The 15,517-nt window shown below is 32.1% G+C and carries 18 protein-coding genes; 2 read left to right on the top strand and 16 right to left on the bottom strand.

Features of this window, described 5'->3' with window-relative positions; all coding sequences use genetic code 11:
- Nucleotides 1-45: 45 nt before the first annotated feature.
- The 10 genes from ACW6PM_RS01160 to ACW6PM_RS01115 form a co-directional block, all read right to left on the bottom strand.
- Nucleotides 46-513: a COG2426 family protein gene (locus ACW6PM_RS01160; RefSeq protein ID WP_308657782.1), complete on the bottom strand. Its 468-nt coding sequence runs from the start codon at nt 511-513 to the stop codon at nt 46-48.
- A 338-nt stretch (nt 514-851) separates the two neighbouring features.
- On the bottom strand, nt 852-1,583 hold the full coding sequence (locus ACW6PM_RS01155; RefSeq protein ID WP_456055927.1) for a CPBP family intramembrane glutamic endopeptidase: 732 nt from the start codon (nt 1,581-1,583) through the stop codon (nt 852-854).
- 50 nt (nt 1,584-1,633) lie between these two features.
- Nucleotides 1,634-2,065, bottom strand: coding sequence for a hypothetical protein (locus ACW6PM_RS01150; protein ID WP_177254926.1), 432 nt, complete (start codon nt 2,063-2,065; stop codon nt 1,634-1,636).
- Between the two features lie 203 nt (nt 2,066-2,268).
- A complete protein-coding gene (locus ACW6PM_RS01145) occupies nt 2,269-2,949 on the bottom strand; it encodes a CPBP family intramembrane glutamic endopeptidase (RefSeq protein WP_456055926.1) in 681 nt (226 codons plus the stop codon).
- A 9-nt stretch (nt 2,950-2,958) separates the two neighbouring features.
- Nucleotides 2,959-3,732 carry a CPBP family intramembrane glutamic endopeptidase gene (locus tag ACW6PM_RS01140; RefSeq protein WP_456055925.1) on the bottom strand — a complete coding sequence of 258 codons (774 nt, stop codon included), beginning with the start codon at nt 3,730-3,732 and terminating at the stop codon, nt 2,959-2,961.
- 442 nt (nt 3,733-4,174) lie between these two features.
- Nucleotides 4,175-5,053 (bottom strand): CPBP family intramembrane glutamic endopeptidase, encoded by an 879-nt coding sequence (locus tag ACW6PM_RS01135; RefSeq protein ID WP_456055924.1) that lies wholly within the window; start codon nt 5,051-5,053, stop codon nt 4,175-4,177.
- Nucleotides 5,054-5,208: 155 nt separating this feature from the next.
- Nucleotides 5,209-5,913, bottom strand: coding sequence for a CPBP family intramembrane glutamic endopeptidase (locus ACW6PM_RS01130; protein ID WP_456055923.1), 705 nt, complete (start codon nt 5,911-5,913; stop codon nt 5,209-5,211).
- A gap of 24 nt (nt 5,914-5,937) precedes the next feature.
- Nucleotides 5,938-6,144, bottom strand: coding sequence for a hypothetical protein (locus ACW6PM_RS01125; protein ID WP_456055922.1), 207 nt, complete (start codon nt 6,142-6,144; stop codon nt 5,938-5,940).
- An 11-nt stretch (nt 6,145-6,155) separates the two neighbouring features.
- Entirely contained in the window at nt 6,156-6,326 is a 171-nt protein-coding gene (locus ACW6PM_RS01120) for a hypothetical protein (protein ID WP_456055921.1), read from the bottom strand.
- Between the two features lie 615 nt (nt 6,327-6,941).
- A complete protein-coding gene (locus ACW6PM_RS01115) occupies nt 6,942-7,073 on the bottom strand; it encodes a hypothetical protein (protein ID WP_456055920.1) in 132 nt (43 codons plus the stop codon).
- A gap of 607 nt (nt 7,074-7,680) precedes the next feature.
- Between ACW6PM_RS01115 and ACW6PM_RS01110 the strand changes: the two genes are divergently transcribed.
- Complete coding sequence (locus tag ACW6PM_RS01110) at nt 7,681-8,955, top strand: sensor histidine kinase (protein ID WP_456055919.1); 1,275 nt, start codon at nt 7,681-7,683, stop codon at nt 8,953-8,955.
- 69 nt (nt 8,956-9,024) lie between these two features.
- Nucleotides 9,025-10,284 (top strand): sensor histidine kinase, encoded by a 1,260-nt coding sequence (locus ACW6PM_RS01105; RefSeq protein ID WP_456055918.1) that lies wholly within the window; start codon nt 9,025-9,027, stop codon nt 10,282-10,284.
- Here ACW6PM_RS01105 and ACW6PM_RS01100 read toward each other — a convergent pair.
- The 6 genes from ACW6PM_RS01100 to lepB form a co-directional block, all read right to left on the bottom strand.
- Complete coding sequence (locus ACW6PM_RS01100) at nt 10,271-11,044, bottom strand: LytR/AlgR family response regulator transcription factor (RefSeq protein WP_456055917.1); 774 nt, start codon at nt 11,042-11,044, stop codon at nt 10,271-10,273. The genes ACW6PM_RS01105 and ACW6PM_RS01100 overlap by 14 nt on opposite strands.
- Nucleotides 11,045-11,175: 131 nt before the next feature.
- The gene (locus ACW6PM_RS01095) at nt 11,176-11,433 is read right to left on the bottom strand and encodes a hypothetical protein (RefSeq protein ID WP_456055916.1); all 258 of its coding nucleotides are present in this window, start codon (nt 11,431-11,433) and stop codon (nt 11,176-11,178) included.
- A 138-nt stretch (nt 11,434-11,571) separates the two neighbouring features.
- Nucleotides 11,572-12,867: a sensor histidine kinase gene (locus ACW6PM_RS01090; RefSeq protein ID WP_456055915.1), complete on the bottom strand. Its 1,296-nt coding sequence runs from the start codon at nt 12,865-12,867 to the stop codon at nt 11,572-11,574.
- Complete coding sequence (locus ACW6PM_RS01085) at nt 12,864-13,592, bottom strand: LytR/AlgR family response regulator transcription factor (protein ID WP_456055914.1); 729 nt, start codon at nt 13,590-13,592, stop codon at nt 12,864-12,866. Before ACW6PM_RS01085 ends, ACW6PM_RS01090 begins: the two co-directional genes overlap by 4 nt.
- A gap of 84 nt (nt 13,593-13,676) precedes the next feature.
- Nucleotides 13,677-14,825: a cation diffusion facilitator family transporter gene (locus ACW6PM_RS01080; protein ID WP_308651642.1), complete on the bottom strand. Its 1,149-nt coding sequence runs from the start codon at nt 14,823-14,825 to the stop codon at nt 13,677-13,679.
- A gap of 18 nt (nt 14,826-14,843) precedes the next feature.
- Nucleotides 14,844-15,464, bottom strand: a complete 621-nt coding sequence (lepB, locus tag ACW6PM_RS01075) for a signal peptidase I (protein ID WP_306771637.1) — start codon at nt 15,462-15,464, stop codon at nt 14,844-14,846.
- Between the last annotated feature and the right edge of the window lie 53 nt (nt 15,465-15,517).

Genomic DNA, 15,517 nt, shown 5'->3' with positions numbered 1-15,517 from the left:
ATTTGGCATGATTTCGGTGCTATTTGACACAAACTACTGTTATGGTTAATTTATATCTAATAGATTTAAAACTCCCATACTAGATATTGCCATAATGACACCAGCAAGCATTATACCGCATAAACATGCCATAATACTCTTCTTAAAATCCATTCTCAATATACTGGCTGCAAGTATTCCAGTCCACGCACCTGTTCCGGGAATCGGAATACCTATAAAGAGTACAAGCGCAATAAACAATCCCCTTCCTGCGGTATCTTGCAATTTTCGTCCGGCACTCTTGCCTTTTTCTATACAAAATCTAAAAAATTTTCCTATTACTTTCTTATTTTTTCCCCATTCAAGCAGTCTATGCGAAAAAAGGTAAACAAACGGCATTGGAAGTAAATTTCCCAATATGCATATGGCATAAGCCGGTAAAACCGACACTCCCATAGCAATTCCTGTTGGTATCGCAACTCTTAGTTCTGCCAATGGTATCATTGAAATCAAAAAAATTATTATATAATTCATATTCTATTCCTATATTTCTTTTATTCTTCCACCCAATTACCAATTAACCAAAAATTCTGTAAATATCGGTACCTACTCCATATCCTATATTGTATAGCATAAGTCCAATTATACCTATAATTAATATATTTCCATAAGTTTTATGTTCCATATACCAGCTAATGATTTCTTGCATATAATTCACCTCTCAGATTCTCATTAATTTTTTATGCAATACTAATTACTCATTTTTCTTAAAATGGGAATAAACTAAAACTACAATACCCCCACATATACCACCAACAATACACGATAACAGCATGCAAATCACCACCTTTCAATATTCCGGTCTGTTCATATTATTTTGTTAACATTATTTTTGTTAATAACATTACAGAGCCAATCAGATTCCAAGTGCCGTGTATCGAAACATTTATCCAAATATTTTTGTATTTTTTATAAATAAATCCAAAAAGTATCCCTGACAAAAAATAGTCTAACCATTGACACAAAAATAGTAGTATATTTGTGTTTCCAAATGAAGAAAGCATATGCATTGTTCCAAACAAAAATCCTGTCGACAATACCGCACATAGTTCTCCATATTTGCTGAAAAATCGAAACAATATACCTCTATAAATCATCTCTTCTGTAAAAGGTCCCATAATTACACTCATGATAACAGACAAAATAGGATAATACACAAAATATCCACTAACGTTTGACTGATTTGCCGGAACCGATATATTTGAACACACTGTCATTTCAATAATTCCAGCGATGCAGGTTAACAAGAATGCCATTCCCACACCTGCCAAAACTCTTTTTATATTTACAGAAATTCTGTCAGCTTTGAATTTTTTAAATGAAGTGATCAAATATTGCTTCATTGCCACTCCAATCATGATAATCAAAGTCAACTGACAAATCATATTTATCAGCACTCCATAAAATATATTTTTTTCTTTTAAGCCAGATAAAATGCCACTAGCCGCTATGAGCATAAAACAAACATGAGTTATTACAACTCCAACCATTAGCTTTTTATGCCTCATTTCAATATATATATAATTACTCTTTCGTTTATTCATTTGTATTATTCTCCTGATAAATAACTTGATTATTTTTAATGTATTAATTATTAATGTTCTTTCCAAAGTGACCTCGCTTCCTCAAAAGGAGTAGATAACACCATCATCATGCCTGATAAAATCATTACACTAGAATAAATCTCATTCAAATTGAAGTACACCATGCCCAAAGCTAAAACGACAAAAACAGAACAAATTCCCAGCTGTAAATTCTTTATTATACCTTTTTTATCTTTCTTTAACTTAATCATTATAAAACCTATATCCAATAATATATAGAGAACTAAATCTAATATAAATAAAATAATACTTAAATCTTTTTTAAAGTAAATTGCTAAAATAATATTATATAATCCTAAAATCACCGAATATACTCGGGTTAATTTAGCATCCCAAATCACATGTGGTCTCTTCCATTTATATGTAGACCAAACAAGTAAAAAACAACCCGAAAACAATATCATTATTCTATTTAATTCCATAATCCACTCCTTCTGTTTATTTCACATATAAACCACCAGTATGAAAACAAACACTATACTGAATCAAAATGAAATCATGATTCCGACTATAGTGCCTACAACACCTCCAATTACTTCACCTGGCACAGATCCTGCTGCACCACAGTCAGTGATGTCGCGTTATTTTATACAATAATATTTCATGACACTTCCTCAATTAATTTTCAACTTGTTGCAATTAGATTTATAACAATGTGTGTAACTATGGAGCAACTAATATTTGACGTTTTTTCCTGCACATATGCTATTCCAACACCCAAAAAAAACAATGGTATTATTGCCAATATTTGTTCAACATTAAATACTAGAAGAGATTTGATGTCGCAATGATAAATCGCAAACATCAATGAGGTTATAAAGTTTGCAACAATAATTCTCGCAAGATTTCCTTTTTTTCCACGTAATAAGTAATATATTATACCTCTAAAAACAATCTCTTCAACAAGGGGTCCTAGAATGATTACTACTAACAATGTTATAATACCATAATCACTTATATAATTATTTATTGCTTCTTGATTTGCACTTTCTCCAATTCCATTATATGACAATATAATGGCGGAAGCGACCATTGTAATGATAATAAATATAAGTGCAATACCTATATATTTGAAATCTGTAATTTTTATTTTTTTTATGCTTGCTGCGATTTTATTTTTATAAAACAACAAACATGCAACCGCAAAAATACCATAATATATTATTTCAAAATATGTATCCCAAAATTTTGTATTCCCATGAATATTCAATAATACATTTTCTGACAACCTCGTTTGAAAAAATATTGCACCAGAAAAATATATTATCACAAATAAATAGTCAAAATTTGATTTTATTCTACTCATTTCATTTCCTTATATTTGTGTTAATATAATTACAGCGACAATCAGATTCCAAGTACCGTGTATCGAAACATTTATCCAAATATTTTTGTATTTTTTATAAATAAATCCTAAAAGTATTCCTGACAAAAAATAGTCTAACCATTGACACAAAAATAGTAGTATATTTGTGTTTCCAAATGAAAAAAGCATATGCATTGTTCCAAACAAAAATCCTGTCGACAATACCGCACATAGTTCTCCATATTTGCTGAAAAACCGAAACAATATACCTCTATAAATTATCTCTTCTGTAAAAGGTCCCATAATTACACTCATGATAACAGCCAAAATAGGATAATCCACAAAATATCCATTAACGTTTGACTGATTTGCCGAAACCGATATATTTGAACACATTGTCATTTCAATAATTCTAACTATGTAGCTTAACAAGAATGCAATTCCCACACCTGCCAAAACTCTTTTTATATTTACAGAAATTCTGTCAGCTTTGAATTTTTTAAATGAAGTGATCAAATATTGCTTCATTGCCACTCCAATCATGATAATCAAAGTCAACTGATAAATCATATTTATCAGCACCCCATAAAATATATTTTTTTCTTTTAAACCAGATAAAATGCCACTAGCCCCTATGAGCATAAAACAAACATGAATTATTACGACTCCAAATATTAGCTTTTTATGATTCATATCAGTTAATATATAATTGTTTTCTTTTTTCATCTCTTTGTTCTCCTCATTTTTATATTTCCTCTCTTGTTTGCCAATTATATTAATCATTTTTTCTCTTAAAATGTCGTGAATATATGATATCTATAATAATTACTCCTAATAAATACAGACACAATGAGAATCCATTATTTAAATAATTAACATGGTCAATCCTATTAACTGCTATTCCGATATCACAATATGCTATACTATATAATAATATTATGTAGTATACTTTTTTGTAAATTGTTTTTTTAATTTCTACATTATATAATGTAATAAACAGTAGCAATACACTTAGTATTCCTACTGGGTTTGGTATAATTACAATCGATGCAATAAAAGAAAATAATGATATGACATATAATAAATATTTCATTCAATTCTCACTTCCTATAATTTTTCTTTACACTAATCCCAAAAAGTAATGTACTCAGCCTAGGTACTTTTCTTAAAAGTGCTTACTTGTTTGGAGCTCTAATGGTTTTCGCGATTTATATCTGATTTAATTTTAATATGCTATCGCATCCACACAACTAATAATCCAATAAACCATAAACATAATAAAACCAATTCCACAAAATTCCTTTTTGAAGTTGAATTTATTAACATTGGCTTCATCTTTAATAATAAACACTGTTTTGGCTTTAAGTATCACTATTATGGCAGCACTTATTACAAATATAATTTCTGTTAAAATTGTATATCTCCCGCTCGGTATATAACCCGATATTATCGCTCCAAATAAATTAAATACCATATGCAGATAAATCGCATACCTTACTTTACCTGTAATAAGTACAATATTCGCACACACTATTCCCATAAAAATGGTATATAAAAACTGTTCCAGATTTGCATGAGACATACCAAAAAGCATACTGCTTATTAAAATTGCTGTAACCTTGCCATATGAAAGTAATTCTTCCAACAGCACCTTTCTGAATAATAGTTCTTCAAATACAGGCGAGATCATTACAACACATACAAGAAGTATCCATGCCGGTACATTTCCTATATAATTTTCAACAACACCCACATTTTCTGCATGAACCAGATATCGCTTAATAAACTCAAGTATAATATCCGTAATTCCTGACAATATTGTTGTGCCACCCAATAAAACGAGCAGATATCCAATGCCATCCCAAACCGAGAATTTTTTATTTAACGATATTTCATTTATATTGATTTTCTCGATTTCTTTAGTAAAAATCCCAAAAAAATAAAAATATCCCACGCTGGCGATGCTACCACAGATAACCTTAATTGATTGCATATCCAGTGGTAAATTTAAAGTTCCCATAATAACTAATACTACACCGCTCAATATGCTTGAAAACAACATAGATATAAGCAAAGCTCCACTTATTCGGCTAATTTTTTTCATTCTTATATTATCTCCTTTTCATAAGGTAACCTAAAATAAATACTATTTTAGGTTACCTTCCATAATATTATCCGTATATATGTGATACACCCTCACAATAATAATGAATAATTCGTCCTACATAATATCCCATTAAATCTATTAAAATGCGGCATTCATTGATTAACCAAATACATTAAATTATGTATCAAATTGATGCTCATATGAGCTGCTATCCCAAAAACAACATTTCCTCTTTTTATATAAACCAGACAAAACGCAATCCCTGCTAATACATATTGTATTGATTGCAGACAAAGCTCATTTAAACTTATTGCCCCTATAGATGGTATAAAATGCATTAATCCAAATAGCACTGATGATACAATCACTTTAATTATCAGACTTTTATTGATAGAGCTGAATATAAACCATCTAAAAATCAGTTCTTCTAATATGGGTCCTATAAATGCAGAAAGAATCATAATAGCCCAATAATGTTCTTTCATTGTCATTCTGAGCGTAATTTCATTTATGCTTTGCTCATTATTTCCGGATGCCAAAATAAACTGCATAATACCGCCTAATATTGTAAACAATACTATTACAGCAAATGATTTGATATATCCTGAAGCTATTGATTTGATATCATACTGCCTTATCTGTTTTATATCTCTTAAAACACCTGTTCCATAAAGGCTGAATAAAATAACTATAGCTATAAAATTCCATAAATAGTTTGTTATCAGATATGCCTCCGAATAGCTCGTTTCTTCAAAAACTGATTGTATAACAGGCAATATGATATATTTTTTCCCTATCAAGTACCAGGCCGGAAAGAATATCCAGCCAATATACCATTTATTGTTTTCTTTTTTCATTACCATTTCTGCTTTGATTGGCTTTTATTCTGCAATGTTTCTTTTTTGAAATACAGAAAGAGCTATCAATGAACATGTAAGAATAACTATTGCTGAAGCAGGCATTGTTTGCATTTCCATGCACCATCCTGCTATAATAAGTGCAATTTTATTATTCTGCCCTACTATTAATATACTCAAGAAAATAATTACAAATAATGGTACTAAAATCAAATCAAATATTTTCTTCATTTTTATATTTCCTACTCTTCATCTTTTTTATTAAATTTTGAATATATCAACATTCCTAATGACAACCCAAGTGATACACCAATTGGTAACATTGCAATATTCTTTGTAACAACACTCATGCAAGTTCCCAGTGCTGCTCCTATTGCTACTAAGCCTATATGAATTGCTGTACTCTTTTTCATATTATAATATCCTTTCATTTTTTGCCAAATTTATATAGATATCTTTATTAAATTTTGAAGCTTTAACAGTGATATCAGTATCTCTGTTTGCATATTCACTATACTCTTTTATGCACAAAAAATGCAATCACTATGGCATGAACGACACTTTTTAGGTATGAACGACATAGTGATTACTTTTTTATATAACTTTTTTCCTGCTCAAAACTCAATCCATACTGAAATACCGATGAATCCATTGAAGCTCCATTAATAGATTGATTCAAAATAGAAACTATGATCAGCACAATATATTGCACCATTTCTGTGAATATTATATACACTGGGATATTTAACTTGTCAATTAATCGGCTCAATCTGTTCATCCTGTTTTCCTCAGCTTAAAAGTAACCAGTTTCTATTTTATATATTACTAATTCCTGTTTGTTTTCTTTAATATATATATTCCAAATAAAATTAGCCCTATTCCTAATCCCAGAAAAGAAACTCCATTTACTTTATTATACGAAAAATCTACTCCATACAGCATCAAAGCTTGACTTATTATTATCCCTATTGACGAAATAATTATCAATAAAATTGAACTTTTTTTTAGAAATCTCACCTTAGTTCTCCTCATATAATTCCTATTTTCTCTTTCTGCGCATTGTTGAGAATATATATAACTAATGATTCTATTACGAAACCGCTATCAACCTGCATAAGTATAGTGTTATTCATTGTTTCTAATTTTTCTTTTGTTTTCATAATCAGATTTCTCCTAAAATATTAAAGTTCCTTTAACATCTTGACAAATTTTGTAAAATTCAATGTAAGGATTGATGAAACTTTACCTGTAACATTTCCTCCATTGCATTGGTTCAGTTCTTTTCTATTTAGCTCTTTAAACATTTTCTCTCTCTCCTTTCATCAAGCAACATACTATTTCATCGACAACATATCAATAATTATGTGCTATTTGGTAGAATTTCCGTGTTATTTGGTAAAATAATATACAAATTTTTTATTTTGGTAGTATAATATGATTTAAGGTTCAAAAGATATTCTGTTAAAGATACCTTATAACCATAAATTTGCACCTTGAAACTTCACATAAATGAGGATTTTATCAGCTAAAATTGGTATTATATAAGTATTAGAAAGCAAGGAAACCACTTATGTCTCAGATCTTGTTGTTTATCTTCACAAACAAAATGAAGATGACAAGCTGCGCCTGAAAACCAAAAAAGATGGTGGCATGAATTCTTCCATACTTTAAAATCGTTTATGTGAGATTTTCAATGTACAAACTGTTTTTTAAGAGGTGGTTTTGCCCCTCAAATCATAATATAGAGAGAAAATTACGGAGATTCTAATGCAAACCATTTACAAAATATATTTTGAATTACTTTTTGATATTCCTTTGGCACTTCTTCTTTTTCGTATTTCAGAAAACAGACAAGATAAGCCTGTATCCTGCTACACAAAATTAATGTATTGTCTAATTTTATTTTGTATATCTTATTTTCTTAATGCATCACTTTTTTCAGTTATTTTATGTTTTATTACATTACCACTAATATATTCTTTATATGTTTTCCCTAAAAATTACCGGATTGCATTGAGGAATTTTTTTGAATTTGTAATTTTTTATTTTATGATATATATTATTATTGTAATCGTTTATACGCTCATCTTTAATGATCAGGATATTACAATTATTTCACAACAATATAATACCTACAAATCCGCTATAATAAATTTATTAACATATATAATCTATGCATTAACTTCAAATCTTCTACAAATAAATATTACTAAAAGTATATACATCTTATTTTTTAATGCGATAGTAATTTCCATCAGTGTCATTCTTGGTTACACAACCCTTTCTTTAAATCTATGGGATTCGGGTTCAACTGTACTTCCGATTATCTTTGCTACTATTTTTGTCTTAATTATTATTTGCATCTCTTTATATAATAAATTCTTATCTATTATTGAAGAAAACACTAATTATCGGTTCAAACTGGAACTTGACAAAATGGAACAGGTATATTCTGCCCAGCTCGACGATAAATTAAATCAGCTCCATTCTTTAAGACATGATATGAAAAACCATCTGATAGTAATTGATGGTTATGCTTCACAGCACAATGATAGGAAAATTCATGAATATATTCATAATATTTCTGAAGACCTTTCTCTGACAAATGCTGTAGATTCAGGCTCTCATATCGTCTCAGCTCTTATAGCTGAAAAAGAGAACAAAGCAAAGTCACAAAATATCAGATGCGAAATTAATATAAGTACACCCGGTATTAATATTGACGATTTTTCAATTACGACCATAATAGGTAATCTGTTTGATAATGCGATAAAAGCAGCCTCTGAGTGTGAACATGGCTGGATCAGATTCTCCCTCACCCAAACCGGCTCATATATGAATATAGTTATTGAAAATTCCTGCTCCGGAAATATTATAGAAAACAATGGTGAATTTACATCTACCAAAAATGACAAGGTCTTACCTCATGGAATAGGCATAAAAAATGTCCGTAAAGTCGTTTCCAACCTTAACGGACAAATTGATTTCTCTTATGCCAGCGGATATTTTAGCGTAAAGGCTGAACTCCCTAATTATAGTTAAGTTCCTGCTCCTTTATAGTTTAATTTATCGTTTTTTTAAGTTATAATATTAAACATAAGGAGACACGATATGAATAATTACATTAATATTTTTTTAGAATTTTTATATCTTCTTTGTAATGCATTCTTGCTATTCAGAATATGTGAAGAAAATATGCACAATAAAATCAGCATTCCGATGAAGTTATTTTATATTATAGTATTTGTAGTTTCTCCAGCCACAATACATGCTATCGGGATATTATCATATTTTGCTCCTATCCTATTCATGCTTATAATTTCTAGAAAATTAAACAAACTACTGTTAAAATGTTTATTCAATTATATAGCTATATTATTTCTATTTATACCAATTGCCACTATACAAACTTTACTATTAAATGATGCACAGTTTGCACTGAGTTCTCAGGAATATTTAGAGTATAAAACCACAACCATTTTTATAGTTGTTTATAATATTTACATACTTTATACCAACATTATAAAAAGAAAATCCAGTGCATATTTTTATTCATATGCATTTACAATTATTATATTGGGATTAAGTATGTTGCTTGGCTACATTACGCTTTCAATATGCATTGAAAGTCCAAACTCTTATAATTTGATTGTTATTTTTTCAATTATATTTTTATTTCTTATCATATGTATTTCACTATATGATAAATTTCTGGCAGTCATTGAAGAAAACACTAATTATCGGTTCAAACTGGAACTTGACAAAATGGAACAGGTATATTCTGCCCAGCTCGACGATAAATTAAATCAGCTCCATTCTTTAAGACATGATATGAAAAATCATCTGATAGTAATTGATGGTTATGCTTCACAGCACAATGATAGGAAAATTCATGAATATATTCATAATATTTCTGAGGATCTTTCTCTGACAAATACTGTAGATTCAGGCTCTCACATCGTCTCAGCTCTTATAGCTGAAAAAGAGAACAAAGCAAAGTCACAAAATATCAGATACGAAATTAATATAAGTACACCCGGTATTAATATTGACGATTTTTCAATTACAACCATAATAGGTAATCTGTTTGATAATGCGATAAAAGCAGCCTCTGAGTGTGAACATGGCTGGATCAGATTCTCCCTCACCCAGACCGGCTCATATATGAATATAGTTGTTGAAAATTCCTACTTTGGAAATATTATAGAAAACAATGGTGAATTTACATCTACCAAAAATGACAAGGTCTTACCTCATGGAATAGGCATAAAAAATGTCCGTAAAGTCGTTTCCAACCTTAACGGACACATTGATTTTTCTTATGCCAGCGGATATTTTAGCGTAAAGGCAGAACTCCCTAATTATAGTTAAGTTCCTGCTCCTTATATGCTCTCCTTATCTTGTCCAGATGAAGTTCCTTTATCTGTTCATGATATTTCCTGCTCAAAGGGACCTCCATGCCTCGTCCAAAGCATACCACATCCTTTTTTACTTCTTTAATGTAATTAAAATTGGCTATGTAACCCTGATGAATATACATAAATGCATCATGATCCAATCTCTCATATATCTTTTTTAAAGGCTCATAACAGCATATTTCCTCATCAATTTTATGGAATACACACTGGTTCCTGCGTTTTTCTATATATAATACATTTTGAAGGTCTATGAGAACATCTTCATATCCGGATTTAATTTTTAGATATCTTTTTTCCGCTTTTTGTGCATTTTTACGATAATCAATCTGAATTTTTGCTTTTTCGATAATGTGCTTTACCTGTGTATATTTTATCGGTTTCATGACATAATCAAGTGCATCAAGTCTGAATGCCTGTATCGCAAATGCATCATAACTCGTCACAAATGAGATACATACCCATGGGTCGATTTTTCTTAATGCATCAGCCATCTCAATACCTGTCATACCGGGCATTTCCACATCAAGAAACAATAAATCATATTCCTTACTCTTAGAAAGTATATTATTCATGAGTTCTTTTGCATTATCATAGAGATCGATGCTCATATTAACATCCATCTCATTTCCGTATTCACTCACAAATTTTTTAAGTTCATTCCGAAAAAATTCTTCATCATCGCATATTGCTGCTCTAATAGTTTCGTATTGCATACAAGCCTCCCAAAAATATAATCCGCTGTACTATAAGCATAGTATAGCGGATTCAACGCTCAATTACAATTTATTATCCGGGTATTGATCATAAAACATACTGTATTGATTGCAGACCTGTTTAAAAATTCTTATGCCCTATCCTTTAATTTTTTGCAATACCCTATCAGGATATTTGTAGCTAATACAATTCCCAAAATAACGGCTATTGCCATTAGGATAAATGGTGCTAATTGAAATGCAAATATAATTGTCTCTGAAACAATATATCTTCTGATAGCCTTTTCCAATATAAATGTCACTATTGAAAGTAACAATATCCACAATATCCACTTACCAAAATTTTTGCACCATACCGGCAATAAATCCTTTAATACTATGTTTTCCATATGCCGCTCCTTCTTTTGTACTTCCACAATTAATATATCTTTTTATAGTATAAAAAAGCAATCACTATGGCATGAACGACACTTTTTAGGTATGAACGACATAGTGATTGCTTATTTCTATAACTATTTTCCTATTTTTTATATATTTATTGTTACAATAAATCTTTCATTTTCCTGAGATATTCTCATATCTCCATCATATTTTTTTACAGTCCTCCTTACATTTTCTAACCCAATACCATGATTCAGCTTATCCTCTTTTGTAGTAATAAACTTTTGTTTTTGATTTATAATACTTTCCATATCATAACTATTACGAACCGAGATAAATATTTGTGAATTATAACCGGCTATCTCAAACTCAATTATTCTTTTGTCCTCTTGTATTTTTTCACATGCCTCTATGGCATTATTTAAGAGATTTGATATTATTGTGCACATATCAAACATATCAATTGCTACATTATCCGATACGCGCCCCTTAAACTGAACCTTTATATTTTTACTTTCCGCTTCCAGGACAAATGGGGCTATTACCGCATCCAATTCCCTGTTTCCGGTGTACTCTACCGGTTTTTTAGATGAAACCTCATTAGTTAGCTGCGATAAATATTTTTTTATTTGTGAATTATCTTCGCTGGTACACATACTATTTAACGCAAGCATATGATTTTTTACATCATGACGGAATTTCCGCAGTTCTTCATATTGCAGAAGCATATGCTCATAGTACTGCTTTTGTAAAGCCATATGCTCCTTATACATGTCATTTGACTTTTTTATATGTGCATTCTGGCTTAAAACAACAATCTGCATAAGTGTTACTACAACAAGTGTACAGCAAGCCATTACTGCAAACACCCCATAAATTTGCAAATCTTCATACTCTTCCAATTCTGAAAAAGTCTGAATTGATCCTACTAATATCAATGAACTGATGGTAACTAAATACAAAATGATGTAATGTTTTAGATCTAAAACTACTTCTTCCTGATCATTTTTTCTTCGTTTTATTACATATATTAGTGCCCAGACACCTATACTCAATATTTGACATAAAATCGTTAAAGCCGGAGATTCCTTAACGTAGTATTCAGAAACTCCAATTTTTATAGATATAATAAATGAAAACAACATTCCAAATATAGAGCTTGCTATAACCACAAACGGATACAAAATCAAATTTTGAATTTTAAATGGCTCTATTATAAAAACAGGCAATATGACCATTATAAATATGGATGCTCCCATTGCATACTGTAGATTATTATTTACATATACAATACTACCTGTAATTACCACCGCAATGATATATACCATCCATTTGACAGCTTTATTGGTAATTCCTCTGCTTAGTACAGTACGATATGCTAATGAATAAAGTACCGTCTCTGTTATAAAATATACTATCAAATACAATATATCCCTTATCACATTCTTCGCCTCGCCATTCTTTCACCATACTCGTGATATAACCTTTTTACGGTTTCTTTATAGCTTCTACCAATCGGAATTTCAATATCCATATCTCTTATAGATAATTTTCCATTTCTAAGTGTGGCATATTCAAGATTAACCATATATGATTTATGAACACGTATCACAGAACTGTCCTCAAGCCGTTTCTCAATCTCAGATATATTTATTCCTACAAAGTTCTGCCCATTGGTATAAATATACGCATATTTTCCCTGTGCTTCTATATATCTTATATCCTCAGCATAGATTATTATGTTTTGGCCGGTTTCAGACAAATACGAAATGCCTACATTCTCACATTTCTCTATCAATACCTTTTCCAGCACTGCTTTCACATCCATATATCCGGCCGGCTTCCTGATAAAATCTATAGTCTTGATTCCAAAGGAATCTATCATCTTCTCATCATGACTCGACACAAATGCTATCCGCCAGATTTTGTCCAGTTTCAGTACTCGATCCTTTAGTTTTATTCCGCTGAGACCATCCATCTCTATATCCAGAAAAAGTATATCTATTTTTTGGTTTTCCTCATCATCACAATATTCGAGAACCTCTTCTGCGTTTTTATACATTTTATATTCAAATGCATCCGTATTGTTTTCATAATATTTCTGACATAATTGCAGCATATGCTGCCTTGCTTCAGCTGAGTCATCACATATTCCTATTTGTAACATATACTTTATCCTCTTTTATCTTATTGTGCACCGTTTCTTTATCCCAACAGCCACCGGCGAAGCTCGTATATATCCCTTACAATATCATATATTTATGTAATTGTCGCGGTCTACCTCTATCACGGTATAGTAATTCTTTCCAAGCTTTTTCCTGACATTTTCCTGTATTGCATTGCATATATCGTCATCTGAGGTGATATAGCCGAATGGAACTGCAATGTCAAAAACCAGATTCGTATGTGTATCACCTCTGATAATACGGAAATCGTGCATATTTATGTGCGAATCAAGCCCTTTTATCACAGAGAGCACCTCTGCCTTCAGTCCGGCTACCTCCTCGTCCTCTATCGCTACCGGGTCCATGTGGATGGTCACTATACAGCCCAGCTCCCTTCGTATCCTGCGCTCCAGATTATCGATTATATCGTGCAGCTCGACCATATCTCCGTCCTCCGGCACCTCTGCATGAAACGATACTATCCTGTGTCCCGGTCCATAATCATGCACCATAAGGTCATGCATACCGAGTATGTTTTTGTCAAAGTCTAGTACCATCTCCTTGAGTCTATCGACAAACTCCGGCTCCGGCTTTGCTCCAAGCAGCGGGTCTATCGCCTCTCTGGCTGATGATATCCCTGAATAGAATATAAACAATGACACAAATACACCGCCTATTCCATCCAGATTGAGTCCCAAAAAGTGCGCTATGAGTGTGGCTGCAAGTACTACAGATGTAGCGATACAGTCTGACAGACTGTCCCTGCCTGTTGCTTCGAGTGTTGATGAATCAAGCTTTTTTGAAAAATAGAAATTGTATACCGCCATGACGCATTTTACGGCTATTGATGCCAGTAGTATCGCTACAATAAGCCATGAAAACTCTATGTCCTGCGGCTTAATGATTTTGCCAAAGGAATCCCTGAACAGCTCAAAGCCCATGATGAGTATGATTGCTGCAACTGCCAGTGTAGCCACATACTCCATCCTCGCATGTCCGTATGGATGCTCCTCGTCGGCTCTCTGTGCCGCCATCTTGAAGCCCGCTATCGTAATGATTGATGAGCCTGCATCTGACAGGTTGTTGAATGCATCCGCAGTGATTGAGATTGCACCGCTAAGCATTCCTGCAAAGAGCTTGCCGGCAAAGAGTATGAGGTTTAAAAATATGCCGACTATACCGCACAGCATGCCGTATTTATTTCGTTTTTCAATATCTGTTTCTGTCTCTGGCATTTACTTTACCTCTATTTTTTATTTCACCGCTCCGAATCTGTCGAACGGGTAATATCTGAATATCGCTTTTGCAAGTATATCGTCCTTAGACACATATGTGTGCTCCCAGACTCTTGCGTCTGATGAGCCATTTCTGTTGTCACCGAGCAGCAGATATGAGTCCTGTGGCACCTTAAACTCGTAAGGTCCGGCATTTACTGTCCACGGATCCTCACCGCTCTGGTTTGACTTGAGATAATCCTCCTCAAGTGCCTCACCGTCTATATACACCTTGCCGTCCTCTATGGTAACTGTCTCTCCCGGCAGACCTATTACACGCTTGATGTACTTCTCAGAAGGCGAATCCGGGGCATTGAATATGACTATATCCCCTCTCTTTGGGTCAGAAAATGTATATGCAAGCCTGAAGCCAAATATGTCATCTCCAATCTGTATGGTGTTCTCCATCGAGCCTGACGGAATATTTGCATTTATAATGACATAGTTCTTTATGAGTATTGCCGCTACAATGGCGAATGCGATTGTTAACACCCAGCTTAAGATTTCCTTGACTGGTGATGTTTTTTCCTCCGGCTTTTTTGGCTCCATCTCATCGGTTGTTTTTGTGTCTTCTTCGTTGTTTAAGTCTAATATCTCCATTTTCATGTTCTCCTTATTCATGCTTCAATAAGTGTTTGATAATATATGTCTGT

This window comes from Agathobacter sp. (assembly GCF_977054825.1).
Note: the sequence above shows the minus strand (reverse complement) of the source record. Positions and strands in the feature narration are given on the sequence as shown.

Coding starts and splice junctions, on each gene's coding strand:
- ACW6PM_RS01120 (WP_456055921.1), bottom strand. CDS start 6,326: ATGAAAAAGAGTACAGCAATTCATATAGGCTTAGTAGCAATAGGAGCA.
- ACW6PM_RS01140 (WP_456055925.1), bottom strand. CDS start 3,732: ATGATTAATATAATTGGCAAACAAGAGAGGAAATATAAAAATGAGGAG.
- lepB (WP_306771637.1), bottom strand. CDS start 15,464: ATGGAGATATTAGACTTAAACAACGAAGAAGACACAAAAACAACCGAT.
- ACW6PM_RS01100 (WP_456055917.1), bottom strand. CDS start 11,044: ATGCAATACGAAACTATTAGAGCAGCAATATGCGATGATGAAGAATTT.
- ACW6PM_RS01155 (WP_456055927.1), bottom strand. CDS start 1,583: ATGAATAAACGAAAGAGTAATTATATATATATTGAAATGAGGCATAAA.
- ACW6PM_RS01115 (WP_456055920.1), bottom strand. CDS start 7,073: ATGAAAACAAAAGAAAAATTAGAAACAATGAATAACACTATACTTATG.
- ACW6PM_RS01105 (WP_456055918.1), top strand. CDS start 9,025: ATGAATAATTACATTAATATTTTTTTAGAATTTTTATATCTTCTTTGT.
- ACW6PM_RS01150 (WP_177254926.1), bottom strand. CDS start 2,065: ATGGAATTAAATAGAATAATGATATTGTTTTCGGGTTGTTTTTTACTT.
- ACW6PM_RS01080 (WP_308651642.1), bottom strand. CDS start 14,825: ATGCCAGAGACAGAAACAGATATTGAAAAACGAAATAAATACGGCATG.
- ACW6PM_RS01145 (WP_456055926.1), bottom strand. CDS start 2,949: ATGAGTAGAATAAAATCAAATTTTGACTATTTATTTGTGATAATATAT.
- ACW6PM_RS01085 (WP_456055914.1), bottom strand. CDS start 13,592: ATGTTACAAATAGGAATATGTGATGACTCAGCTGAAGCAAGGCAGCAT.
- ACW6PM_RS01110 (WP_456055919.1), top strand. CDS start 7,681: ATGCAAACCATTTACAAAATATATTTTGAATTACTTTTTGATATTCCT.
- ACW6PM_RS01135 (WP_456055924.1), bottom strand. CDS start 5,053: ATGAAAAAAATTAGCCGAATAAGTGGAGCTTTGCTTATATCTATGTTG.
- ACW6PM_RS01095 (WP_456055916.1), bottom strand. CDS start 11,433: ATGGAAAACATAGTATTAAAGGATTTATTGCCGGTATGGTGCAAAAAT.
- ACW6PM_RS01125 (WP_456055922.1), bottom strand. CDS start 6,144: ATGAAGAAAATATTTGATTTGATTTTAGTACCATTATTTGTAATTATT.
- ACW6PM_RS01130 (WP_456055923.1), bottom strand. CDS start 5,913: ATGAAAAAAGAAAACAATAAATGGTATATTGGCTGGATATTCTTTCCG.
- ACW6PM_RS01160 (WP_308657782.1), bottom strand. CDS start 513: ATGAATTATATAATAATTTTTTTGATTTCAATGATACCATTGGCAGAA.